Consider the following 22994-nt stretch of genomic DNA (forward strand, 5'->3'; position numbering starts at 1 on the left):
TCGACAGCTTCCGCGACACGCATTTCATCCAGGGATCGAGTTGCCGCGTGCCGATCGCGGCCGACGGCCCGCCGATCCTGACCAATATCGCGCAATATCCCTGGTATCCGACCGAAGGCGTCTACAGTCGCGCGTGGCACACCGATCAGCCGACCATCGTCGCGCGCGAGCAAGGCAGTTCGCGGCTGGTCTATCTCGCGGGCGATATCGACGCGGGTTACTGGCGCTCGGGCGCGGCCGATCTCGGCGATCTCGTCACCAATGCGCTCAAATGGCTGGTGGGCGACACGCAGCCGATGACGGTCGAAGGCGCGGGCGTGATCGAGGCTTATGCGTGGGCGACCGAACCCGGTTTCGCGGTCCATCTCGTCAACCACAGCCAGACCGGTTTCCGCGCCACCGCCGCGCGCAGCCTCGTCCCCGCCGGCCCGCAAAAGGTGCGGCTGATTCTGCCCGATGCCCGGCCGATCCGCCGTGCGAGCCTGTTGCGCGCAGGGCAGCCTCTGCCCTTCACGCAGACGGGCAAGATTGTGGAATTCACCGTGCCCGCACTCGACGATTATGAGGTCGCCGCGCTCGAAACCTAAGCGCTTCCCTGACCGCGCTTTTGCGCTAGGCTCGCCCAAACGAGGCGAGGAGCGAGGGGCAAGTGGCGGAAAAACTCGGCGGCATGGCCTTGCTCCGCAGGGCGCTCACCGATCGCAAGACCGCGCTGATGCTTGCCTTCGGCTTTGCCGCCGGCCTTCCTGTCTCGCTTCTGATCGGCACGCTCATCGCGTGGCTGGGCGAAGCCAAGGTCAGCGTCGCCACGATCGGCGTCTTTTCCTGGGCGGGGCTGGCTTATGGCTTCCAGTTCCTGTGGTCGCCGATCGTCGATCAGTGGCGCCCGCCTTTGCTCGCGCGATTGGGCCGCCGGCGGAGTTGGATATTGCTCTGCCAGATCATTCTTTCGCTCTGCTTCCTGGCCCTGGCCGCGACCGATCCGGCGGTCTCGCTCGGCGCGGTCGCGGGCATTGCCGTGTTCGGCGCCTTCGTCTCGGCAACGATGAATATCGCGATCGATGCCTGGCGCGTCGACGTCGCCGACGAGCGCGCGACGGTCGAGATACTGTCTACGATCTATCAGTTCGGTAACCGCGCCGCCGTGCTCGCGGGCGGCGCCGGGGCGTTGTTCCTGGCCGCGCGGATGAGCTGGCAGGGGGTCTATGTGGTCATGGGCTTTGTGATGGCCCTGACGATTATCGCGACTTTGCTCGCGCCTGATACGCCGCCCCCTGCGGGCCAGGACGACGCCCCGCTCGCTGCCTTTGCGGTCCCCGACCGCCGCTCCCGCATGATCGGGCTGGCCATCGTTGCGATCGGCTGGATCTGGGCGATCGGCACGCTGGCGGCCTTCATGGTGAAGGTGCTGCACGGCCCCGGTCCTGACGGGAAGCCCATCTCCACGAGCGATTTCACCGCTAAGGTCGGCCCGTGGATCATCGTCGCGACGATCATCGTGCCTGCAATCGTCGCGGCCGTGCTGAACAAGCGGGTATCGAAGGATCAATCCCGGCCGGCCGGCACGCTTATGCGCGGCACCGATCGGCTCTACCGTTCGCTGATCCTGCCACTTGGCGAACTGATCGAACGCCTTGGTTGGGGCGCGATCGTCGTGCTTGGCCTGATCCTGACCTATCGGCTGTGCGAGTCGATCTGGGGGGCGTTCGCTTACCCCTTCTATTTGCAGGAGTTGCAGTACACGAAGGATCAGGTCGCCTTTGCCTCCAAGGGCTTCGGCGTGGTGATGCTGATCTTCGGTACTGCCATCGGCGGTATCTTGTTCGCCACGATCGGCCGGCTGCCAACCTTGCTGATCGGTGCGATCATCACCGCGCTCGCCAACCTGCTCTACGCCAATCTGGCGGCGGGCGGGGCAGGGCTCGACACCTTCTCCCATCTGTTTGCGATTGACCGGTTCACCGGCCTGTTCGGGTTCGATCCACGCATGAACCGGCTGCTGATCACGATCGGCATCGAGAATACGTGCAGCGGCCTCGCGGGTGGCGCCTACATCGCCTATCTCTCCTCGATCACCTCGAAGAAACATAGCGCGGTCCAATACGCGCTATTGTCGTCACTCACCCTGCTGATCGGCGCGCTCGGGCGCGGCGCATTCGGTGAAGGCATTCAGACCTACGGCTACGCGACCATGTTCCGCTTCGCGGCCCTGCTCGGTCTGCTCGGCATCGCCTTCGTGCTGCTCGAATGGATACGCGGCGCGCGCGCTGACCGCATTCGCGAGTCGGGCGGTACAGGAGAGGCGGGCTAGCCCGTCACCGGCAGCATGATCGTCCCGTCGGCGCGATACTCCAGCGGCCCGTAATCCAGCACCACATCGAGCGTCAGCGGCCCGTAAATATGCGGGAACAGCATGCCCCCACGCGATTCTTCCCACTTCACCGCATCGCCCAAGGCGTCGAGATCGACCGCGACGATCTGGAGTCCGTGCTGACCGTCGAAATGCTTGTCGATCGTGCCTGCGAGCTGGTCCGCAGTCGACAAATGGATGTAGCCGTCCGCCAGATCGACCGGCGCGCCCGCGAACGTCCCGTCACGCTCCAGCGCGGCGAGCTGCTCGGTGGTCAGCACCTTGTAGGCGATCGTGTCGGGCATCGTCTCTTCTCCTACCGGCCGTAGATGCTGGCCTTGGGCGCATTTTTCAGCGTCGGAAGCAGAATGCTCCCCCACGGCGTCGGTTTCGCGGCATCGGTGCGGTCGACCAGATCGAGATCGTGGTCCGGTCCGCCATTGCCGTTCCACGACCAGGCGAGATAGCCCGATGCATGCGCGATGCTGTCCGCGACGACCGTGCCGACCGGGATCGGCGTGCCCCGGAAATTGTTGCCGAATTCGCCGACCACCAAAGTCAGGCCCGCCGCGCGGAAGTGCGCGACATAATCGGTGACCTTCTGATCGCTGTCATATTCGCCATACATGTGGATCGAGAAGACGATCTGGTGGAGCGGATCGGCCGCGAGCACCTTCGCCGCATTGTCGCGCATCACATGCTGGCCGTCCTGGCCCCAGCCGGGCGCATCGACCATCAGCAGGTGGCGGAAACCCGCCGCGCGCATCGCCTGCACCGCCCCGATCGTCTCGCCGATCCAGGCCTGCTCGTCCGCACCGCCGCGCGGCTCGTTGGCGATGTTGATGATGATATAGTTTTCCTGCCCCTGAAGCAGGTCGGCGATCGACTTCCAGTAATCGACGATGCGAATCTGCGGGCACGCCTCGGGCCGGCTGCCGAGGCTGGTCGCGTCGTGCACCTCCAGGATGATCGCCAGCTTCTGCGCCTTGGTCTCCGCGATCAGGGCGGCAACTTCGTCCGGCGGCGTCAGCCGGAAACCGCCGCAGCCCGCGCCGAGCGCGATCCGCACGCCGTTCGCGCCGGTTGCCGCGATCAAGGGGAGTTCCGCCGCGCTCCGCGTCGGCGTCCACGCGTGGGTCACGTTGACGCCGCGAAACTGGAACGGCCGATCGTTCGCGTCGAACAATTGTCCGCCGCCGACATGCCATCCGGCCGACGCGGCGAGGGCAGGGGATGCGAGCGTCACCGCCAGCGCGGCAACGAGCCGTTTCAACGCACGCATCCCGCTATCCCCTTATTCGGTCTCGGCCGGACCTTCCGCTTCGCCGCCATCGGAGAGATCCTCGGCGGTGTCGCCTTCGACTTGGCGGTCGGTCTCGGGCGAGGTCACTTCCTCGTCGCTGCGCAGATCGTCCTCGGCCTCGTCCTCGCTCTCTTCGATGCGGGCGGCTGAGACGACATGCTCATTCTCCGCGACGCGGAAGATGATCACGCCCTGCGTGTTGCGCCCGATCACGCGGATATCGCCGACCGAGGTGCGGATCAGCTTGGCCTGATCGGTGACGAGCATCAGCTGCTCGCCATTATGCGCCGGGAAGCTCGCCACCACCGGGCCGTTGCGATCGGACGAGACGATGTTGGTGATGCCCTGGCCGCCGCGATTGGTGCGGCGATATTCGAACGCCGAGGTGCGCTTGCCGTAACCGTTGGCGGTGACGGTCAGGATGAACTCCTCCGCCGCCTCGAATTCGGCCATGCGTTCGGGCGAAAGCACCATCTCGCGGTCGCCTTCCTTCCACGGCGCGGCCTTGAGATAATCCTCGCGCTCCTGCGGGGTCGCGGCGAAGCTGCGCAGCACCGACAGCGAGATTACCTCGTCGGCCTTGCCCAGCCGCGCGCCGCGCACGCCGGTCGAATCGCGGCTCTGGAATTCGCGGACGTCGGTCGCGGCGAAGCGGATCGCGCGGCCTTCGCGCGTCGCGAGCAGCACGTCGTCATCCTCGGTCAGCAGCGACACGCCGATCAGGCGGTCCTCCGAGCCTTCCTCGAACTTCATCGCGATCTTGCCCGACGAACGGATGTTGGCGAACGCGTCCATCGAATTGCGCCGCACGCTGCCCTTGGCGGTCGCGAACATGACGTGGAGCTTGCCCCACTCCGCCTCGTCCTCCGGCAGCGGCAACACGGTCGAGATCGTCTCGCCCTCGGCCAGCGGCAGCAGGTTGATCATCGGCCGGCCGCGCGCCTGCGGTGCGCCCTCGGGCAGGCGCCACACCTTCAGGCGATAGACCTTGCCGTGGGTCGAGAAGAACAGGACCGGCGTGTGCGTCGAGGTGACGAACAGCTTCGCGACCGCATCCTCGTCCTTGGTGCCCATGCCCGAACGGCCCTTGCCGCCCTTGTTCTGTGTGCGGAAGGTCTGGAGCGGGGTGCGCTTGATGTAGCCACCCAGGGTCACGGTCACGACCATGTCCTCGCGTTCGATCAGATCCTCGTCGTCGATCCCGTCGGCGGCGGCGGCGATTTCGGATCGGCGCGGCGTCGCGAACGCGGCGGAAATCGCGTCGAGTTCCTCCTCCATCACCGTGAACAGCTTGCGGCGATTGCCGAGGATTTCGAGCAACTCGCCGATCGAACCCGCCAATTGCTCCAGCTCGCCGCCAATCTCGTCGCGGCCGAGGCCGGTCAGGCGGTGCAGGCGCAGATCGAGGATCGCGCGGACCTGGATGTCGGACAGGCGATAGGTATCGCCCGTCACCTCGGCTTCGACCGCCTCGACCAGGCGGATATATTGGGCGATCTCGGCGATCGGCCAATCGCGCGACGACAAGGCGGCGCGCGCCTCGACCGGCGAGGCCGATCCGCGGATGATCTTGACCACCTCGTCGAGGTTGGTGACCGCGACCACCAGGCCGAGCAAGACGTGCGCCCGTTCGCGCGCCTTGAGCAGCTCGAACTTCGAACGCCGCGTGATGACCTCTTCGCGGAAGGCGACGAACGCCTCGAGGATTTCGCGCAGCGTCAGGATTTCCGGACGCCCGCCGCGCAGCGCGAGCATGTTCGCCGGGAAGCTGGTCTGCGCCTGCGTGTGACGCCACAATTGGTTGAGCACGACCTCGGGGGTCGCATCGCGCTTGAGCTCGATCACGATCCGCACGCCGAACCGGTTCGATTCGTCGCGGATATCCGAGACGCCTTCGATCCTCTTGTCCTTGGCGGCCTCGGCGATGCCTTCGACCAGTCCCGCCTTGCCGACCTGATAGGGGATTTCGGTCAGCACGATCGAACGCCGCTCGCCGCGGCCCTCTTCGAGCACGTAGCGCGAGCGCATGATGATCGATCCGCGCCCCGTCGTGTAGGCGTTGCGCGCGCCATGGCGGCCGAGGATCAGCGCGCCGGTCGGGAAATCGGGCGCGGGCACGATCTCCATCAATTCTTCGTCGCTGATCGGCTCGCCGCCCATCATGCTCGCGATCAGCGCCTTGCTCGCCGCGATCACCTCGCCGAGATTATGCGGCGGGATATTGGTCGCCATGCCGACCGCGATGCCGCCCGCGCCGTTGACCAGCAGATTGGGATAGCGCGCGGGCAGGACCAAAGGCTCGTCGCGCGAGCCGTCATAGTTCGGGCCGAAATCGACCGTGTCCTTGTCGATATCCTCGAGCAGCGCCATCGCCGGCTTGGCGAGGCGCGCTTCGGTGTAGCGCATCGACGCCGGCATATCCGGGTCCATCGATCCGAAATTGCCCTGGCCGTCGATCAAAGGCAGCCGCAGCGACCAATCCTGCGCCATGCGCGCGAGCGCCATGTAGATCGCGCTGTCGCCGTGCGGATGGTAATTGCCCATCACGTCGCCGACGATCTTGGCGCATTTGCGATAGGGCCGGCCGGGGACGAAGCCGCCTTCCTGGCTGGCGTAGAGGATGCGGCGATGGACCGGCTTCAGGCCGTCGCGGACGTCGGGCAGAGCGCGCGCGACGATGACCGACATGGCATAGTCGAGATAGCTCGACTTCATCTCGTCGACGATGTTGATCGGGGAAATGTCGCTGCCGTCGATAACCGGCGGGATCGTGGCCAAGAAGCTTATCCGTTTCTGTTGATGGGGCGGCCTGCGCCGTGTTCCTCATCTAGTCACGCAAGGCCGATAAAGCCACCCCGCGCGTATGCGCACACGCGCGTACGCGAGGAATATCTGGGGATAACGTTACGGGTGGAGCCCAACTCCCGTCATCCCCGCGAAAGCGGGGATCCCGCTGCCTTCACCACAGCAAGAAGAAGCGGGATTCCCGCTTTCGCGGGAATGACGATCAAGGGGGTGTCGCGGCAGGCTTGCGCCGCCTCAAATCTCGAATTCGGGCCGTTTTCCGTCGCGCTGCGGATCGCGCGTCAGGCGCGCGTGCAGACGCTTGACCGTGTTGCTGCCGGTCCGCTGGCAGAAAGCGGGGATCAGCGCGTGCGTGAAGGCGCCGAGCGCGCCGACCAGCATCGCCCAGCCAAAGCCGCTCGCGACGCGAAAATGTTCGCCATAGCTTTCATCGACGCTGGCGGGATGATCGAGAAACAGTCTGCGTATCATCCCGCCAGTTTAGGTCCGCTGTCGCGGTCAGGCAATCGCAACCGAAGCCTTGCGGCGCCGGAAAGCGACGCCGGTCACACCGAATCCCGCGACCATCAGCGCCCAGCTCGCGGTTTCGGGCACGGCGCGGGCGCTGATCGTGATCGTCTCGCCGCTGTTGAGATCGGGGATCTGCTCGCTGCCGAACGCGAGCAGGGTCGGCGCGTCGATCGAGCCGCCGAACAATTGCGGGCCGGCCACGTCGAACGTGAAGAAGCTATTATTGTCGAGATAGGTCAGCCCGCCCGATGCGACATCGGCCGGCCCCTCGAACGGATCGAGGTAGAAGGTGATGCCGGCGAGGTTGGCGATCCCGTCGAACGTGCCCGTCGTGGTCACGCCGAAACTGTAACCGGGGTCGAGGAATTCGGGCGTCGGATTGGCGTCGAGCCGGAACACCGCGACATGGCCCGCGCCGCTGATCTTATATTCGATCGTCTGGGTGCTCGCCAGCGACGGCAAAGCGAGGAACGCGCAGGCGGCAAGCAGGGGCAGCGGCTTCATGGACATTCTCCAGTGGGGGGCGGTCGGATCGGTCCTTATCGGCGCCGATCGTTACGGGGGCATGGCAGTGCCGTCGTCCCATCCGCCTTTGGCGTCGCGCCGTTCAGCTTGCTCCAAGCCACGGGCGCTATTAGGCACAGCGGGCTTTATTCTGCCGGAGTGCCTCAAATTCCGGCCTGGAGGAGATGATGCAGATGAGGATCGTATCCAAGATGGCGCTCGCCGCCGCGCTCGCCGGCCTGACGGTGGCGGCGCCGGCTTTCGCCAAGAAGGAAGAAAAACCGGCGGCGCCGACCGAAAAGGCGACGCCGGCGGTGCAGAAGGCCGCGTTCGACGCGCAGAAGGCCACGGACGCGGGCGATCTCGCCGCCGCCGTGACCGGCTACCAGGCCGCCAAGGCGGCGATGGTCAGCGACGACGACAAGTTCATGGTCGGCCGCGTCGGCTATCAGATCTACCAGAAGAACAAGGACATGGCCTTGTTCTCGGAGTCGATCGATCTGATGCTTGGCAGCGGCAAGGCGTCCCCGCAGGCGCAGCAGCAGCTGTATTTCGCGCAGGGCCAGATCGCCTACAATTCCAAGAATTATGCCAAGGCGATCACGGCCTTCAAGGGCGCCGACGCGGCCGGATCGACCGATCCCGACCTCGTGCCCCTGCTGGTCGAAGCGACCGCGCTCAACGGACAGACGCTGGAGGCGCTGAACACGCTCAACGCGATGGTCGCCAAGCGGGTCGCCGCCGGCCAGCCGGTTCCGGCCGAATGGTACCAGCGCGGTCTGTCGATCGGCTACAAGGCCAAGCCCAACCCGGCCGATGCCCCGGCGCTCAGTGCCGCGACGCTGGAGATCGGCAAGAAGTGGGTCGCCGCCGATCCGCAGCAGCGCTACTGGGCCGCAGTGCTGCAGATCTACGAGCAGCAGTTCAAGCTGACCGCTGAGGATCGCGTCGACGTGCTGCGCCTGCAGCGCGCCGCCAATGCGATGGAAGGCGACGCCGATTATCGCGAATATGCGGACGACGTCTATCTGCGCTTTCCCAACGAGGCGATGCAGGTGCTCCAGGAAGGCGCCGCCAAGGGCGTCGTTAACCTGAACGCCAAGGGCGACGCGGCCGACGTGATGGGCATCGTCAAGGGCAAGGTCGCCGCCGACAAGGCGTCGCTGCCCGCCGCCGACAAATCGTCGCGCGCCGCCGCCAACGGCAAGGCCGCACTCAGCACCGCCGACGCTTTTGTCGGCTATGGCGACTATGCCAAGGCGATCGACCTCTACAAGGTCGCGCTCGCCAAGGGCGGCGTCGATGTCGGCACCGCCACGCTCCACATGGGCTGGGCGCAGGCGCTGTCGGGCGACACCGCGGGCGCCAAGACGACCTTCGCCAGTGTTACCGGCCCCAAGAAGCCGGTCGCGGACTTCTGGATTATCCACCTGGATCACCCGACGGTCCCGAACACGCCCAAGCCGGCCGCGTGATCGCGTTCACACTATGAAGGGAGAGGGCGGCTTCGGCCGCCCTTTCTTTTTGGGGCTTTCTACCGCCCCCATAGCTTCGTCACCCTGAACTTGTTTCAGGGTCCATCGTGCCACAGGCGCGGACGGCGCGGATGAGAGATGGATGCTGAAACACGTTCAGCATGACGTCTGTGATCCGCCTCAGGCAGGATCGACCGGAATCCCGCACGACGTCTTCGACGTGCGGATCGTCAGCGATGTCTTGACGCTGGCGACGTTGGGCGCGGGCGTCAGTTTCGAGGTCAGGAAGCTCTGGAACGATTGCAGATCGTGCGCGACGATCTTGAGAATGAAGTCGATCTCGCCGTTGAGCATATGGCATTCGCGCACTTCGGGCAGCGTCGCGACGTGCGACTCGAACGCGCGCAGATCGTCCTCGGCCTGGCTGCGCAGGCTGACCAGCGCGAACACCATGATGCCATAGCCCAGCGAACCGGGATCGAGTTCGGCATGATAGCCTTTGATGACGCCCGCTTCCTCAAGCGCGCGCATGCGGCGCAGGCAGGGCGGAGCGGTCAGGCCGACCCGGCTCGCCAGCTCGACGTTGGTGATCCGGCCTTCTTCCTGCAAAATGCCGAGGATTGACCGGTCCAGCTCGTCGATTGTCGTCGTCGCCCCCATTTCCGCATCATCCCGTTTCTATTTTCGGGTCCTGCATAATATAATTTCGGCGGCGCGCAATATCCTAGCTGATGCCATTTGCGCGGGGAGGCGGTCTTGCCAGCGATGCGCCGGCTCCGCTAACGGACGTCGGCGTGGGCCTGTAGCTCAATTGGTTAGAGCCGGCCGCTCATAACGGCTTGGTTGCGGGTTCGAGTCCTGCCGGGCCCACCACCCGAAAAACCGTCCCGTCATTGCGAGCGTAGCGACGCAATCCAGGGGCGCTGGATTGCTTCGCCGCTTTGCTCCTCGCAATGACGAAGCGCGCGCATGCGCAACCGCCAGATTTATTCGCCGCTTGGTTCGCCGGTCGTGCCGAAACCCTGGGCGAGGAAACTCGGCACGGGGCCGTTCCAGCCGTCGTCGGCGGGCTCGGGCTCGCCGCGCGGGCGACGTTCCTCGCGGCGCGGTTCTTCGCGGCGCGGCTCGGCGCGCGGTGGTTCGGGACGGCGTTCCGCACGGCGCGGCGCCGCGACGACGGGCGCCGGCGTCTCCTCTGCCACGACAGGCTTGGCTTCGACCGGAACGTCAGCCTTGGCCGGCGCTTCCGCGACGGCGGCACCGCGGGCGGGACGACGCGGACGGCGGGCGCCCCGTTCGCTCGACCGTGCCGGGCGTTCGTCGGCCTCCACTGGAGCGGAGGGGGCGGATGGCGTCTCGCTGCCGGCGCCGACACCGACGCGGGCGATCTTCATGCCGGTCAATTTCTCGATATTCTCGATCGCTTCGGCATCTTCAGGCGTGACGAGCGTGATCGCCTTGCCGGTGGCGCCCGCGCGGCCGGTGCGGCCGATGCGATGGATATAATCGTCCGGATGCCACGGCACGTCGAAGTTGAAGACGTGGCTGACACCCTTGATGTCGAGCCCGCGCGCGGCGACGTCGGAGGCGACGAGGATGTTGATCTCCCCGTTCTTGAAGCGGTCGAGCTCGCGGATGCGTTCGGCCTGCTCCATGTCGCCATGGATCTGGCTCGCCTTGAAGCCGTTGCGCTGCAGCGATTCGGCCAGGTCGCGCACGGTCGTCTTGCGGTTCGAAAAGATGATCGCGGTGCGCAGATCGTCCGCCTGCAGCAGCTTGCGCAGCGTCTCGCGCTTGCCGCGCGAACTCGTCTCGACCAGCGCCTGCTCGATCGAAATGTTGGCGGTGGCGGGACGCGCGACCTCGACCGTCTTGGGGTTGGACAGGAACTTGTCGGCCAGCTTCTTGATCGGCGCGGGCATCGTTGCCGAAAACAGCATCGTCTGCCGCGTCGCCGGCAGCTTGGTGCAGATTTCCTCGATGTCCGGAATGAAGCCCATGTCGAGCATGCGGTCGGCTTCGTCGATCACCAGGGTCGAGCAGCCCGACAGCAAGATCTTGCCGCGGCCGAACAGGTCCATCAGCCGGCCCGGCGTCGCGATCAGCACGTCGACGCCGCGTTCAAGCGCCTTCTGCTGGTCGCCCATCGACACGCCGCCGATCAGCAACGCCATCGTCAGCTTGTGATATTTGCCGTATTTCTCGAAATTCTCGGCGACCTGCGCGGCCAGTTCGCGCGTCGGCTCGAGGATCAGCGAACGCGGCATCATCGCGCGCGCCCGGCCATGCGCCAATATATCGATCATCGGCAGCACGAAGGACGCGGTCTTGCCGGTCCCGGTCTGCGCGATCCCGATCAGGTCGCGGTTCATCAATATGGGAGGGATTGCCGCCGCCTGGATCGGCGTAGGCTCGCTATAGCCCGCCTCTGTTACGGCGCGCAGCAATTCGTCGGAAAGGCCGAGGTCGGCGAAGGTCATGGGCGTCCGGGCTAAAAGGGCCTGCGGGCGCGCGAAACGGCGCCGCTACCGGCCGGGCTCGCTAGGAACGAAAGCACCTGCGCTGTCAAGGGGAATGGGGGGAGTCGTCGATGAAGCGCCGCACCGGCCCTCTCCCCCACCCGGCCTCCCATAAGATAGCCTGACTGGGAGGCCGGGTGGGGGAGAGGGCCGGTGCGGCTCGGTTCAGCTTCGCTGAACCAACAAACTAATGCGCTTCGACGAGCTGCCGGAACTTGTCGATTTCGCACTCGCCGCCGGCGCGGTCGCGGATCACGTCGCGGTCGGCGCACAATTTCCCGTCGGACGAGGGGACGAGATAGAAGCCGCTATAATAATCGAGCCCCGGGCAGTTGGCGGAGAAGCGCGCGCGGATCCGGTATCCGCCGCGCAGCACCAGATCGACCGAGGACCGCGCCAGCACGGCGGCCGCCAATATGTCGCCCATCGCGACGCATTTCGGTCCCTTCTTCTCCTTGAGCGCGGCGAGCGGCACCATCTCGAGCTGGGTCGTCTGCACGCGCACCACCGTGTGCGAGCGGAAGCTCAGTTGCGCGAACTCGGCGGCGCCCTGCTCGCGTGGTGCGACGGGCGCGACGGGGCTCAGCGCGATCAGCGCCAGCGTCAGCAAGGTCATGATGTGCGAACCATTGGCCTTCGCCGTCCCCCCTGCGGCTTTAATGGCGGATGAACTGGCCCCGCGCCAAGCCTCTACGCTATAGCGAAGTCATGACCTGTGTTCCGGACGCAACAATGCTGGCGACGCTCGAGCGCCGGCTCGGCCCCAAGGGCTTCACCCGCGACGCGCACGAAATGGCGCCGTGGCTGAGCGATTGGCGCGGCCGCGTCCACGGCCAGGCCGCCGCATTGCTGTCGCCCGCCAACACGGACGAGGTCCAGGCGATCGTCCAGCTCGCCGCCGAAAATCGCGTCGCGATCGTGCCGCAGGGCGGCAACAGTTCGATGGTGGCGGGCGCGACCCCGTCCGCCGACGGCCATTCCCTGTTGCTGTCGCTGCGGCGGATGAACGCGATCCGCAGCCTGTCGCCCGAAGACGATGTCGCGGTCGCCGAAGCCGGCGTGATCCTGAGCGATCTGCACGATGCCGCCGCCGGCATCGGCCGCCGTTTCCCCTTGAGCCTTGGCGCCAAGGGCAGCGCCCGTATCGGCGGGCTGATCTCGACCAACGCCGGCGGCACGCAGGTGCTGCGCTTCGGCACGATGCGGTCGCTGGTGGTGGGGATTGAGGCGGTCCTGCCCTCGGGCGAGCGGTTCGACGGCCTGTCCGCGCTGCGCAAGGACAATCGCGGCTACGATCTGCGCCAGTTGCTGATCGGCGCCGAGGGCACGCTCGGCATCGTCACCGCCGCCAGCCTGCGGCTCGTGCCCGCGGTCGGCGCGCGCGCGGTCGCCTGGGTCGGCCTCGCCGGCCCGCATCAGGCGCTGACGCTGCTGCGCCGGCTCGAAGCCGCCACCGGCGACGCGATCGAGAGCTTCGAGGCGATGCCCGCCAATGTGCTGGCGATGGTCCTGCGCCATATCCCCGGCACGCGTGCCCCGCTTGGCGGCACGCACGCGTGGAACATCCTGATCGAGACGACCGCGCCCGTGGGTGCGCCCGATCCGGTCGAGCAGCTCACCGGCCTGCTCGCTTCGGCGGCGGAGGAGGGGCTGATAGAGGATGCCACCGTCGCCGCCAACGAGGCGCAGGCCGAGGCCTTGTGGAAGCTGCGCGAGGTGATCGCCGAGGCCGAACGCGCCGAAGGCCCCGCCGCCAAGCACGACATATCGGTGCCCGTCTCGATCGTGCCCGATTTCCTGATCGAGGCGCGCGCGGCGGTCGAAAGCCGCTTCGCCGGCAGCCGCGTCGTCGGCTTCGGCCATCTCGGCGACGGCAATATCCATTTCAACGTGCTGCCGCCGCCGGATGCGGACGGCAAAGCGTGGGTCGAAGGCGAGGGCAAGGCGGTCAACGCCTTCGTCCACGATTTCGTCGGCGCGCGCGGCGGCTCGCTCTCGGCCGAACATGGCATCGGCCAGCTCAAGCTCGCCGAACTCGCGCGCACCGCCGGCCCGGTCCGGCTCCATGTGCTCCGCGCGATCAAGCACGCGCTCGATCCGCTCGGGATCATGAACCCGGGGAAATTGGTGCCGGGCGTTGATTGATCTGTTTCAGCGCGGCTGAAACAGGCGCCGCACCGGCCCGCACCCCCACCCGGCCTCCCATAAGATAGCCTGACTGGGAGGCCGGGTGGGGGTGCGGGCCGGTGCGGCTTCCAGCGCCAGCTGGAAATAATACCAAACTCGTTCCGCCCCCCGCTTAGGTTGCGTGCGCGTCCGCGACTCAATAGAGGGCACCATCCGCGGGGGCGGTGCACCATCTCCCACCGCCTCTTTCAGGAGAGTTTTTCGACATGGCCAGCGCTCCCGGCATTCCGGGCCTCCCGATGCTGTACAACAACATGGTCCCGCTCTCGAGCCAGGAGCACCGTAATTGGCGCGTGCGCCCGCTCCAGAACCTGCAGATCATCGCCGGCGTACACGCGCTGCCGCTGACCGTGGACGAGTTCCCGATCGCGCAGCGTTATTTCCCGATCGTCTTCTCGACCGGCCCGGATTCGGTGCCGCTCGCGCTGATGGGCCTCAACGAGGGCGTCAATGTGTTCGTCGACGCCGACGGCAAGTTCAAGGAGGGCACTTATCTGCCCGCCTTCATGCGCCGCTATCCCTTCCTGCTCGCGCGCCTGACCGAGCAGTCGGAGGAATTGTCGCTCTGCTTCGATCCGACCGCCGGCCTGCTTGGCGCGTTCGACGACGGCGTCCGTCTGTTCAACGACGAGGGTGAGGCCGAGCAGTCGGTCAAGGACATGCTCGGCTTCTGCGAGCAGTTCGAAATCGCCGCCCAGCGCACTACCGCCTTCATGAAGGACCTCGAAGAAACGGGATTGCTGGAGGAAGGCGAGCTCACGATCGGCCATCCGTCGAGCGAGCAGCCCTACATCTATCGCGGCTTCCGCATGATCAACGAGGGGAAGCTGCGCGATCTGCGCGGCGATCAGCTGCGCAAGATGAGCCAGAACGGCATGCTGACCCTGCTCTACGCGCACCTCTTCTCGCTCAGCCTGACGAGCGAGATTTTCTCGCGCCAGGTCGATCAGGGCAAACTGCCGCCGCAGCAGCAGATCGCCTGACGCCTGCGAAAGCCTGAAATAAAGGGGGCCGGGTGCAAATCCGGCCCCTTTTTCGTGCCCGCAAGCCGCCCGCCATCCTCGTTAAAGGCCGCGGTTCCTTATAAAAAAGCCATGCCCTTGAAACCGTTTGCCCGCTCACCTATTCTATTGACGGTACCCCGCCGTGTTCCCCTTTCGCGGCTCGGTACTAGCGCGCTTCGGCGCGCTTCCTCCCTGAACCTTGGCCACTCCGTGAGCAATCACGGGGTGGCTTTTTTATCAGCGGGTTAGGGCTGGCCGCTTAGATGTTGTCGTCATTGCGAGCGCAGCGAAGCAATCCAGCATCGCCGGACGCCGCCGTGGATTGCTTCGTCGCTGCGTTCCTCGCAATGACGCAGCGATCTCTTACTCCGCCGCGATCGCAAAAGGCGGCATGGCAGCGGTCACCGCCGCCCGCGCCAGCGCCGCGATCAGGCCCTGCGTGCGTCTGAGTCCATCCGACGGCGTCCGCATGTCGCGCTCCAGATAGAGCGCCCGGTCCACCTCGATCTGCAGCGCATGGACGTTATCGGCGGGCCGCCCGTGCCGTGCCAGGCCGTACGCGCCCGCATAAGGCGCGTTGAGCGCGGCGGCGAAGCCCAGGCTGCGCGCGGTGCGCGCCACCTCCGCCGCGACGCCCTTGCCGGCCGAGCGGCCATGCAGGTCGCCGATCACGATTCGCGCCGGGCGCAGGCCCATCAAAGTCGGCATCGAATGGCAATCGATCAGCACCGCATGCCCGAACCGGCGGCAGGCCGCGTCCAGCGCGTCCGCCACCGCCGCATGATAGGGACGGTGGATACTCGCGATCCGCGCCGCCGCGCTCTCCGCGGTCGGTGCCTCCCGCCACAAATCGCGCCGGCCGACCCGCTGTGGCAGCAGCCCAAGCCCCGATCGCGCGCGTGCGGTCGGCGGCGGCCCGCTGCCGGGCGGATCGCGGAGCGCCGGGTCGAGATCCTCCTCGCCCCGGTTGAGATCGATCCAGGCGCGCGCGGCGCGCGCCACCACCGCGACCGCCCCCACCTCGATCGCCCTGGCGACCAGCAGGTCGGCATGGCGGTCTTCCAGTTGCTCCAGGATCCCGTGCGGCACCGCGCTCACGCCGAGCAAAGCGGCGGGGTAGATGCGCCCGCCGTGCGGCACCGCGCACACCAGAGGCGTTTCCGGCTCGCGCGGCCCCAGGCGTTCGAACCATGGTGACTTGGGGGGAGAGCAAGCGGGCGGCGCGGAGACCATGGCCGTTGGTAAACGGAAATCAGTGCGCGATGAAGCGCTTTGGGCTATGGAAAGCGCGGTTTGGCGTGAAATGTTTAACTTTGGTTAGGATTTGTTAATCATTTTCAGCAATATTCTTGCCGTTCAGTCATGAGCCCTATCGATCGTTCGGAGTTACAGATGGTTCGTATCCTTCTTGCAGAGGACGACGATTCGATGCGCGAATATCTCGCGCGCGCGTTGGAGCGTACCGGTTACAACGTGACCGCGTGCGAAAGCGGCATCGTCGCGCTTGAGCGTCTCCAGAAGGAGAGCTTCGACCTGCTCCTGACCGATATCGTCATGCCCGAACTGGACGGCATCGAACTCGCCCAGCGCGCGGCGCAGATCTATCCCGATCTGCGCGTGATGTTCATCACCGGCTTTGCGGCGGTCACGCTCCAGAACGGCGCGATGCCGCCCGAAGCCAAGGTCCTGTCCAAGCCGTTCCACCTGCGCGACCTCGTTCTCGAGGTCGACCGCATGTTCCAGTCGAGCAGCGCCGCCGACCTGTAAGCGGCAGACCCCACCTTTGTCGGGAAGCCCCGCCTAATGGGTTGCGTGACCGGAATCCCCCCGCTAACAGCGCCGAACCCCTTTCGAGGCCGATTCATTTGGGCCTCAGTGGGCGTGTAGCTCAGTGGTAGAGCACTGTGTTGACATCGCAGGGGTCGCAAGTTCAATCCTTGCCACGCCCACCAGAATTAACCCCGCTAGCCCAATGGGTTGGCGGGGTTTTTCATGCTCAGTGACGGTTTGCGCGCTACTTCAACGTTTCGGCGGTCACCAGATGCGGGGCAATCGAGACCGACTGCGCCTTGCCGCCCTTGATCGCCTGTACGATTGTGGCGAGCGCCGCCCTGATCTGCGCGGCCGCATCCTGATCCACCGTGGCGGCGAGTTTGCCCGCTTTGATATTGTCCAGCGCCTCCGGGATGGCGTCGAAGCCCAGCACCTTCACCGCGCCGGGCGCTAATCCCGCTTCCTTGAGCGCGGAGATCGCGCCGAGCGCCATATTGTCGTTGAGGCAGAGGATCGCGTCGGGGCGGTGGGCGGGCCCGAATGACGTCAAGAGGTTCTGCACGACGGTCAGGGCCTGATCGCGCGATGAGTTGGCGGTCTGCTCCGCGACGATCTGATACTTGGCTCCGCCGGCCGCCAGGCCTTCGCGTACGCCCCGGCTCCGGTCGAGCTGCGTGCTCGTTCCCGGCTCGTTGGTGATCACGATCACGTGCGCGCCTTGCGGAAAGTGTTCGACCACCCAGGATGCGAGCAATCGTCCGCCCGCGACATTGTCTGCGCCGACATAGGGCACGGGAGCGGCGGTGCCATAGATCCGCCTGTCGACCGCCACCACCTGGACCCCGGCGGCACGCAGCCGATCGACCTCAGGCGCCAGCGCCTTGCCGTCGTTCGCGGCGAGGATGACGCCCTGGGTTCCGTCGGCGGCGACGGTTTCCAAGTCCGATCCCTGCTTGGCCGAATTGGCCTGGCCGTCGAGCGCAGTTATCGACACGCCTGCCGCGGGCGCATATTTTTCGGCCGCCTGGCGCATCGTGATGAAATAGGGCGTCGAGAGCGAACTGAAGCTCGCCGTCACGCGCAGCCGGTTGTCGTGCGATCGGCCGCAACCGGCCAATGCCAGGGCGATGAGGGCGGGAAGGGCGAGCCTCACCGATTTTCCGAGCAAGCGCATATATTCCCTCTCGTGTGACGTCTCGTTTCAGGCGTCCTGGCTGTTCGCGGGCCGAAGGCCTGCCCGAACGCGATCGATCTGGTGCGTGGGATCGCGCCGTTGCGCGAGCAAAGCCGGCACGATCTCGCAATAGGCGTGCAGCAGGCTGCGCGCGGGCGGTGGGCAGTCTCCGGCGATCTCGCGGTGCAGGTCGGGCAGCGCGTGATAGGGCACCAGCGGGAACATGTGGTGCTCCAGATGGAAGTTCATGTTCCAGTAGAGGAACCGGAAGACCGGATTCATCCGGACCGTCCGGCTGTTGAGGCGATGATCCTCGACATCCTCCGCGAGGCCGCCGTGCTGCGCGATGCCGAAGATCACCTGCAGCCAGGCGCCGTAGAAGCTCGGCAGCCCGACGAGCATCGCCGGCAGGATACTTCCCGAAACGATGCAGGCGGCGGCGACGGCCGCATAGATCGAAAGCCAGATGCGGGCGGTGCGAAACACCGACGGCCAGTCGGATTTGGGAATGAAGGTCGCCTCGTCCGCCCCCCTCCGGCCCGCCGCGTGGCGGACCATGCTCGCGAAGGCATGTGTGCCGCTCCTGATCGCGAACAGGTTGAGGAACAGGCCGAACAGGCTCGGTGGCCGCTCGACCGCGATCTCTGGATCCCACCCGACGATCAGCGTGTTGGTGTGATGCCGCGCATGGCTGCGGCGCCACACGATCGGTTCGCGCAGGATCATGAAGCACGCAATCTGGTAGACCGCGTCGTTCATCCATTTGGTCTTGAACGCACGCCCATGCCCGCATTCGTGCCAGCGCGAGTCGGAGGCGGTGCCGTAGAGCAGCCCGTAAGCGATCGCGAAGGGGATGCACCAGGCCGTTGGCCAGGTCGCCGCCAGCCCGGCACCGCTCAGCGCCAGCAAGGCGAACCACAGCAATGTGTCGCGGATCGCCGGACCGTCGCGACGCTCCATCAGCTCCGCGAGCCGCTTTCTGGGGAGCGGCGGTGCGTACCAGCGGATCATGTTATGCCCGCGCTTCGCCGCAAGCGCGTTTTCGGGCCCTGTCAGTCGATAGTCGCGTTTCCGCTGTATCATAGTGGCATGGTATAAGCTGCACATGAATGTGCAACCTATATTATAGCTTTATCGGGTTACTGCCACTTCGCTTGATCGCGTTCTACGGCCTTTCCGTGAGCATTTGCGGGTTGGCGACACCACAGCGTGGGTCGACGCCGGAATTATCGAAATCGAAGCGTTTCCCAGACAAAGACCGGTGAATATCTCCACCATGTTTCCACGTCGGGCCCGTGCCACCCATCACATCGATTGAGAAGCCGTCATCAAACTCAAGTATGAAACCCGGCTCCCAGGAATTTTTGGCGGCGCGTTGGCAACTGGTCGTTATCTTGCGCACGTCGTCCCAGCGATGACTTTTGGGAAGTGACCAAGGGTAGGTGCGGCTTACAATTCTGTCTGGCGCCAGGCAGAACTCGCTAAAGCTACTTGTTGTGCTGATCAGCAGAGGGATTAGCACTGGTGCTATATATACAGAGATTATGCTGAATTTTCTCCTGAAGCGCTTCGAGTATCTGAAGCTTACACCAGTCCTGTGATCGGCGTCTCCGTCGAAAAATCGTCTTGTTCCGGCCGTCACGCCCGTCACAGCGTTGGAGAGTAGCAAGCCTGGGACCAGGCTGGCAAAAAGCAACGGCAACACCACGAAGATGGCGGCCAATTTACCGGAGCCAACCACATATGAATTTAATGGGCATCCCAGTTTTTGAAGATAGGAAACTATTTCGTAAAGGCAGACACCGACGGCTCCTGTCATCAGGAACCAGATCGTAAATTCGATCGTGAACGGAAACCATTTCCTCTGCAGAGTTGCTTGTTCGGGTTTCGCCTTCATGCGAATGGCCTATCGGCTAACTGATGTAATATCAACAATCCGAAAAACAGCATTGGCAATTGCAATCCTCAAACCCACAGGCTCAGCAACAACACAAACCCCAGCCCGAACGTCCCCACGATCGTCTCCATCGCGGTCCACGACCGGAACGTATCGCGCAGGCTCAGCCCGAAATACTCCTTGAACATCCAGAAGCCGCTGTCGTTGACGTGGCTGCACATCAGGCTGCCCGCGCCGACCGCCAGCACCATCAGGTTCGGATTGGCATGGCCCGCCAGCACCAGCGGGCGGATCAGGCTCGCCGCGGTCAGCCCGGCGACCGTCGCCGAGCCCAAGGCGATCCGGATCGCGAAGGCGAGCAGCCAGCCGAGCAGCAAGGGCGGGATCGGGAGGCCGCCCAGCATCGCCGCCAGCTGCGCGTCGGTGCCGCTGTCGACCAGCACCTGCTTGAGCGCGCCCGCGCCGCCGATGATCAGCAATATCGCGGCGATATCGCGGATTGCGCCGCCGAACCCGTCCATCACCTCGCGCAACGGTTTGCCGCGCGCGGTGCCGAGCGTCACCGCCGCGATCGCGAGCGAGACCAAAAGCACGATCGTCGGATTGCCGACCAGAGTCAGCAGCGATTTGGTGTTCGGATCGATCCCCGGCCAATAAGCGAGCGCGGTCGTCGCCGCGATCAGCACGACCGGCAGCAAGGCGCAGGCGAAACTGTTGAACGCGCCGGGCAAATCGGCGCTCTTGGTCTCGGACGGCTTGAACAGCGCCGATGGCTTGACCACGATCCCCTTGAGCGTGGTCGCGAACAGCGGTCCGGCGATCAGCAGCGTCGGGATGCCCACGATCAGGCCGTAGATGAGCGTCAGGCCGAGATTGGCGTTGAACTGCGTCACCAGAGCGGTGGGCGAGGGGTGGGGCGGCAGGAAGCCATGCGCGATCGACAGCCCCGCGAACAGGGGCATGCCGACATAGATGGCCGGCAATTTGGCGCGATAGGTGATCGAGAAGACCAAAGGCACCATCAGCACGAAACCGACATTGTAGAACAGCGGAATGCCGACGATGAACCCGGTCGCGGTCATCGCGATCGGCAGGCGCTTCTGCCCGAACAGGCTGATCAGGCTTTCGGCGATGCGTTGCGCGGCGCCGCTGTCCGCGATCAGTTTGCCGAACATCGCTCCCAGCACGATCACGCCCGCGAGCCCGCCGAGCAAGTCGCCAATGCCTTTTTCGATGCTGCCCGGTATCTTGGCGAGCGGCATGCCCAGCATCAAAGCCGCCGCCAGCGCCGCGATAATGAAGGCGACGAACGGCGGCACCTTGCCCGCCGCGATCAGCAGCACGAGCAGGGCGACGGCGGCGATGATCGGGAGCAATGTCATGGCGCGGGTCTATCGGCCCGCCGGATCACGGTCGAGGGGGCCTTTAGTCGCAGTGCCCCGCCACCGTCATTCCCGCGAACGCGGGAACGTAGCGGCGATCAGCGACATGCCGGGGGCATGTCGCAGCCGCGAAGTCGCTTCTTCTTTTTTTCGTCACCCTGAACTTGTTTCAGGGTCCATCGTGCCACAGGCGGGGCGGTGCGGATGATGGCGCATCCGCGTGCACATCAATTCCTCCGTTTCTCCTTACCTCCTGCACAGGATGCGCATGCTGCCCATGCTAAGTCCTGCCAGGATCAGGACTATGTTCACACCGGAGGCAAGCAGATGACGGGATCGAGCGAACGGGCCGGCGCAAGTCGCGCTTACGGCGGTGGCCTTGCCGTGGCGCTGTTGGCGTCGTTTCTGACCGTGTGGACCACGCTCGTTCGCGACGATGGCACCGGCATGAGTTTCTTCCTCCTGATCATGGCCGCGGTGGTCGGTGGGTTCTCCGCCTGGTTCCGGGCCGCGGGCATGGCGCGGACCATGCTTGGCGTAGCGGTCATGCAGGCCTTGCTCGGCATAGCCATCGCGACCGCCCCTTCGACCGCGACCATGCCGGGCGGCGTGTTCAAGGCTTTGTTGTTCGGCATCTTCACGGCGCTGTGGCTGATGTCGGCAATCCTTTTCCGCGCGGCAGCGAAAGCGGATCGCATGGCGGCGCCTCGCCCGTAGCGGGCATCGCGCACCTGCACGCCCTCAAGAGGTGCGGGCGCCCTCGTCCTCTCCATACATCGTGCGGCTATCCGCTTCCGGCAGCGCCTCGTACCAGGCCCGGAACTCGGCCGAGTGCCATTGTCGCCGCAGCTTCCACCAGCTCTTTATGCCGGGTTGCGCGGCAAAGCTGGTCGCCTGGCGTTCGATCATTTGCCAATGCTCGTCGTCCAGCTGCCCCCGCAGCCATTGCGCGCGCGAGGATTCGTAAAATCGGAATATGCTGCTCGCGAGCGCAATGAAGCGGACCTTGGCATCCGCGTCCTGCCTGTCAAAATCCGCCAATGATTCGCGCCAGATATGGGCCAATTCGCCGTTGTCGATGATGCTCGCGTTGATCGCATAATAGAGCGCCGAATGCGCTTGCGATGCGGAGCTGCGGACCGCCTTGGTTCCCTGGTGCAACTGGATGCCGACGAAGACCAGGGAGGCGATGACGCCAAACGCTCCGATCAACTGACCGATCGCGGCCCAGGCATCCCACGTCATCGAACGGCCCCCCGGCTCAAAGCGCCAGTCTAGCCGAAAATGCGGCAATAGTCAGCCGCAGGCGGTCGATGATGGAGGGGTCGGGGTCGGCGGACGTTCAGAAAACCGCCGACCCCGGTCCCTCCAGCCGCCGGTCCCGCAACCGCCCGCTGCCGCTCAGGCTGAAATTCCGCACATCCTCCAGGCTGAACACCGGCCCCTTGGGCGCGCGCACCCGGAAGAAATCCGCGCCGTCGACATGCTCGATCCGGAACGCCGGGCGTGGATCGGCGGTGGCGACCGCGACCTCGACATTGCTCATCTCGACGTTGCGCGCATGGCGGATGAAGAAGCCGCTCGCGGGCAGGTCGCCGAACATCTTGGGCTCGGGATACATGTCTTCGTTCGCGGGCGGGTTGAGGTGCGCCATCGCCTCCGGCGCGCCGCCGCGCTGGTGGAGATAGACATCGCTGATCTTGACGTCCTCCACCGGATGGTCGGGCAGCCCGGCGATGATCGAGGGCAGGAAGCCCGCGCCCGAGCTCGTCACATTGCTGATCATCACGCGCTTCAGCGTCCCGATCGGTCGCCCCTTGGGCCCGCGCATCCGCCGCCCCAGCCGCAGGAAGAAGGGCGAGGAGAAACTGCCGCGCATCGTGATGTTGCTGACCGTCACATCCTCCATGTTCGCGCCGTCGACCGTCTCCAGCGCCAGCCCCTGGCTGTCGTCGAACGTGCAATTGTCGATCGTGATATTCTTGAAGCCGCCATTGCTCTCGGTGCCGAACTTGATCCGGCCATGGACGTTGCCCGCGAACTCCGGCCCCATCTTCTTCCACGTGCCGTCGAGAACCGATCCGATCACGTAATTGCCCGTCACCATGCAA

At 65.3% G+C, this 22994-nt stretch carries 21 protein-coding genes, 2 tRNA genes and 1 pseudogene; 9 read left to right on the forward strand and 15 right to left on the reverse strand.

The window, feature by feature from the left end; translation table 11 throughout:
- Positions 1–587: hypothetical protein (locus VK533_RS08130; protein WP_324376363.1), on the forward strand; the 587-nt coding region annotated here is incomplete at its 5' end.
- 62 nt (positions 588–649) lie between these two features.
- The gene (locus VK533_RS08135) at positions 650–2311 is read left to right on the forward strand and encodes an AmpG family muropeptide MFS transporter (protein ID WP_324376364.1); all 1662 of its coding nucleotides are present in this window, start codon (positions 650–652) and stop codon (positions 2309–2311) included.
- Here VK533_RS08135 and VK533_RS08140 read toward each other — a convergent pair.
- The 5 genes from VK533_RS08140 to VK533_RS08160 form a co-directional block, all read right to left on the reverse strand.
- Positions 2308–2655, reverse strand: a complete 348-nt coding sequence (locus VK533_RS08140; RefSeq protein WP_324376365.1) for a DUF952 domain-containing protein — start codon at positions 2653–2655, stop codon at positions 2308–2310. The genes VK533_RS08135 and VK533_RS08140 overlap by 4 nt on opposite strands.
- An 11-nt stretch (positions 2656–2666) precedes the next feature.
- The gene (locus VK533_RS08145) at positions 2667–3632 is read right to left on the reverse strand and encodes a cellulase family glycosylhydrolase (protein WP_324376366.1); all 966 of its coding nucleotides are present in this window, start codon (positions 3630–3632) and stop codon (positions 2667–2669) included.
- A 12-nt stretch (positions 3633–3644) separates the two neighbouring features.
- Entirely contained in the window at positions 3645–6431 is a 2787-nt protein-coding gene (gene gyrA / locus VK533_RS08150; RefSeq protein ID WP_324376367.1) for a DNA gyrase subunit A, read from the reverse strand.
- 261 nt (positions 6432–6692) lie between these two features.
- Positions 6693–6929 carry a DUF6356 family protein gene (locus tag VK533_RS08155; protein ID WP_324376368.1) on the reverse strand — a complete coding sequence of 79 codons (237 nt, stop codon included), beginning with the start codon at positions 6927–6929 and terminating at the stop codon, positions 6693–6695.
- 27 nt (positions 6930–6956) lie between these two features.
- Complete coding sequence (locus VK533_RS08160) at positions 6957–7472, reverse strand: PEPxxWA-CTERM sorting domain-containing protein (RefSeq protein ID WP_324376369.1); 516 nt, start codon at positions 7470–7472, stop codon at positions 6957–6959.
- 194 nt (positions 7473–7666) lie between these two features.
- Between VK533_RS08160 and VK533_RS08165 the strand changes: the two genes are divergently transcribed.
- Positions 7667–8947 carry a hypothetical protein gene (locus VK533_RS08165; RefSeq protein WP_324376370.1) on the forward strand — a complete coding sequence of 427 codons (1281 nt, stop codon included), beginning with the start codon at positions 7667–7669 and terminating at the stop codon, positions 8945–8947.
- 180 nt (positions 8948–9127) lie between these two features.
- Here the strand turns inward: VK533_RS08165 and VK533_RS08170 are convergent, their stop codons facing one another.
- On the reverse strand, positions 9128–9607 hold the full coding sequence (locus VK533_RS08170; protein WP_324376371.1) for an Lrp/AsnC family transcriptional regulator: 480 nt from the start codon (positions 9605–9607) through the stop codon (positions 9128–9130).
- 136 nt (positions 9608–9743) lie between these two features.
- Between VK533_RS08170 and VK533_RS08175 the strand changes: the two genes are divergently transcribed.
- Positions 9744–9820, forward strand: a tRNA-Ile gene (locus VK533_RS08175).
- Positions 9821–9933: 113 nt separating this feature from the next.
- On the opposite strand, the gene VK533_RS08180 is transcribed toward VK533_RS08175, so the two are convergent.
- Positions 9934–11427 (reverse strand): DEAD/DEAH box helicase, encoded by a 1494-nt coding sequence (locus VK533_RS08180; RefSeq protein WP_324376372.1) that lies wholly within the window; start codon positions 11425–11427, stop codon positions 9934–9936.
- A 226-nt stretch (positions 11428–11653) separates the two neighbouring features.
- Positions 11654–12082, reverse strand: a complete 429-nt coding sequence (locus tag VK533_RS08185; RefSeq protein WP_324376373.1) for a hypothetical protein — start codon at positions 12080–12082, stop codon at positions 11654–11656.
- 116 nt (positions 12083–12198) lie between these two features.
- Between VK533_RS08185 and VK533_RS08190 the strand changes: the two genes are divergently transcribed.
- Positions 12199–13611 carry an FAD-binding oxidoreductase gene (locus tag VK533_RS08190; protein ID WP_324376374.1) on the forward strand — a complete coding sequence of 471 codons (1413 nt, stop codon included), beginning with the start codon at positions 12199–12201 and terminating at the stop codon, positions 13609–13611.
- A gap of 248 nt (positions 13612–13859) precedes the next feature.
- Positions 13860–14636, forward strand: coding sequence for a SapC family protein (locus VK533_RS08195; protein ID WP_324376375.1), 777 nt, complete (start codon positions 13860–13862; stop codon positions 14634–14636).
- Between the two features lie 384 nt (positions 14637–15020).
- On the opposite strand, the gene VK533_RS08200 is transcribed toward VK533_RS08195, so the two are convergent.
- Entirely contained in the window at positions 15021–15890 is an 870-nt protein-coding gene (locus VK533_RS08200; RefSeq protein ID WP_324376376.1) for an N-formylglutamate amidohydrolase, read from the reverse strand.
- A 159-nt stretch (positions 15891–16049) separates the two neighbouring features.
- Between VK533_RS08200 and cpdR the strand changes: the two genes are divergently transcribed.
- Both cpdR and VK533_RS08210 read left to right on the forward strand, forming a co-directional pair.
- Positions 16050–16424 carry a cell cycle two-component system response regulator CpdR gene (gene cpdR, locus VK533_RS08205; RefSeq protein WP_324376377.1) on the forward strand — a complete coding sequence of 125 codons (375 nt, stop codon included), beginning with the start codon at positions 16050–16052 and terminating at the stop codon, positions 16422–16424.
- Positions 16425–16534: 110 nt separating this feature from the next.
- Positions 16535–16609 (forward strand) — tRNA-Val (locus tag VK533_RS08210).
- A 62-nt stretch (positions 16610–16671) separates the two neighbouring features.
- Here the strand turns inward: VK533_RS08210 and VK533_RS08215 are convergent.
- From VK533_RS08215 to VK533_RS08230, 4 genes are all read right to left on the reverse strand, one after another.
- Complete coding sequence (locus VK533_RS08215) at positions 16672–17604, reverse strand: substrate-binding domain-containing protein (RefSeq protein ID WP_324376378.1); 933 nt, start codon at positions 17602–17604, stop codon at positions 16672–16674.
- A 27-nt stretch (positions 17605–17631) separates the two neighbouring features.
- Entirely contained in the window at positions 17632–18615 is a 984-nt protein-coding gene (locus tag VK533_RS08220) for a fatty acid desaturase family protein (RefSeq protein WP_324376379.1), read from the reverse strand.
- Between the two features lie 154 nt (positions 18616–18769).
- Positions 18770–19501: a hypothetical protein gene (locus VK533_RS08225; protein WP_324376380.1), complete on the reverse strand. Its 732-nt coding sequence runs from the start codon at positions 19499–19501 to the stop codon at positions 18770–18772.
- Between the two features lie 68 nt (positions 19502–19569).
- Positions 19570–20883, reverse strand: coding sequence for a gluconate:H+ symporter (locus tag VK533_RS08230; RefSeq protein WP_324376381.1), 1314 nt, complete (start codon positions 20881–20883; stop codon positions 19570–19572).
- A 204-nt stretch (positions 20884–21087) separates the two neighbouring features.
- Between VK533_RS08230 and VK533_RS08235 the strand changes: the two genes are divergently transcribed.
- Positions 21088–21600 carry a hypothetical protein gene (locus VK533_RS08235; RefSeq protein ID WP_324376382.1) on the forward strand — a complete coding sequence of 171 codons (513 nt, stop codon included), beginning with the start codon at positions 21088–21090 and terminating at the stop codon, positions 21598–21600.
- 24 nt (positions 21601–21624) lie between these two features.
- Here VK533_RS08235 and VK533_RS08240 read toward each other — a convergent pair whose 3' ends face one another.
- Together VK533_RS08240 and VK533_RS08245 are read right to left on the reverse strand one after the other, a co-directional pair.
- A complete protein-coding gene (locus tag VK533_RS08240) occupies positions 21625–22128 on the reverse strand; it encodes a hypothetical protein (RefSeq protein ID WP_324376383.1) in 504 nt (167 codons plus the stop codon).
- A gap of 97 nt (positions 22129–22225) precedes the next feature.
- Positions 22226–22994: pseudogene (locus tag VK533_RS08245) on the reverse strand (glycoside hydrolase family 28 protein); the annotation flags it as partial.

Origin of the sequence: Sphingomonas sp. (assembly GCF_035317925.1) — a bacterium.
Classification (GTDB): domain Bacteria; phylum Pseudomonadota; class Alphaproteobacteria; order Sphingomonadales; family Sphingomonadaceae; genus Sphingomonas_I.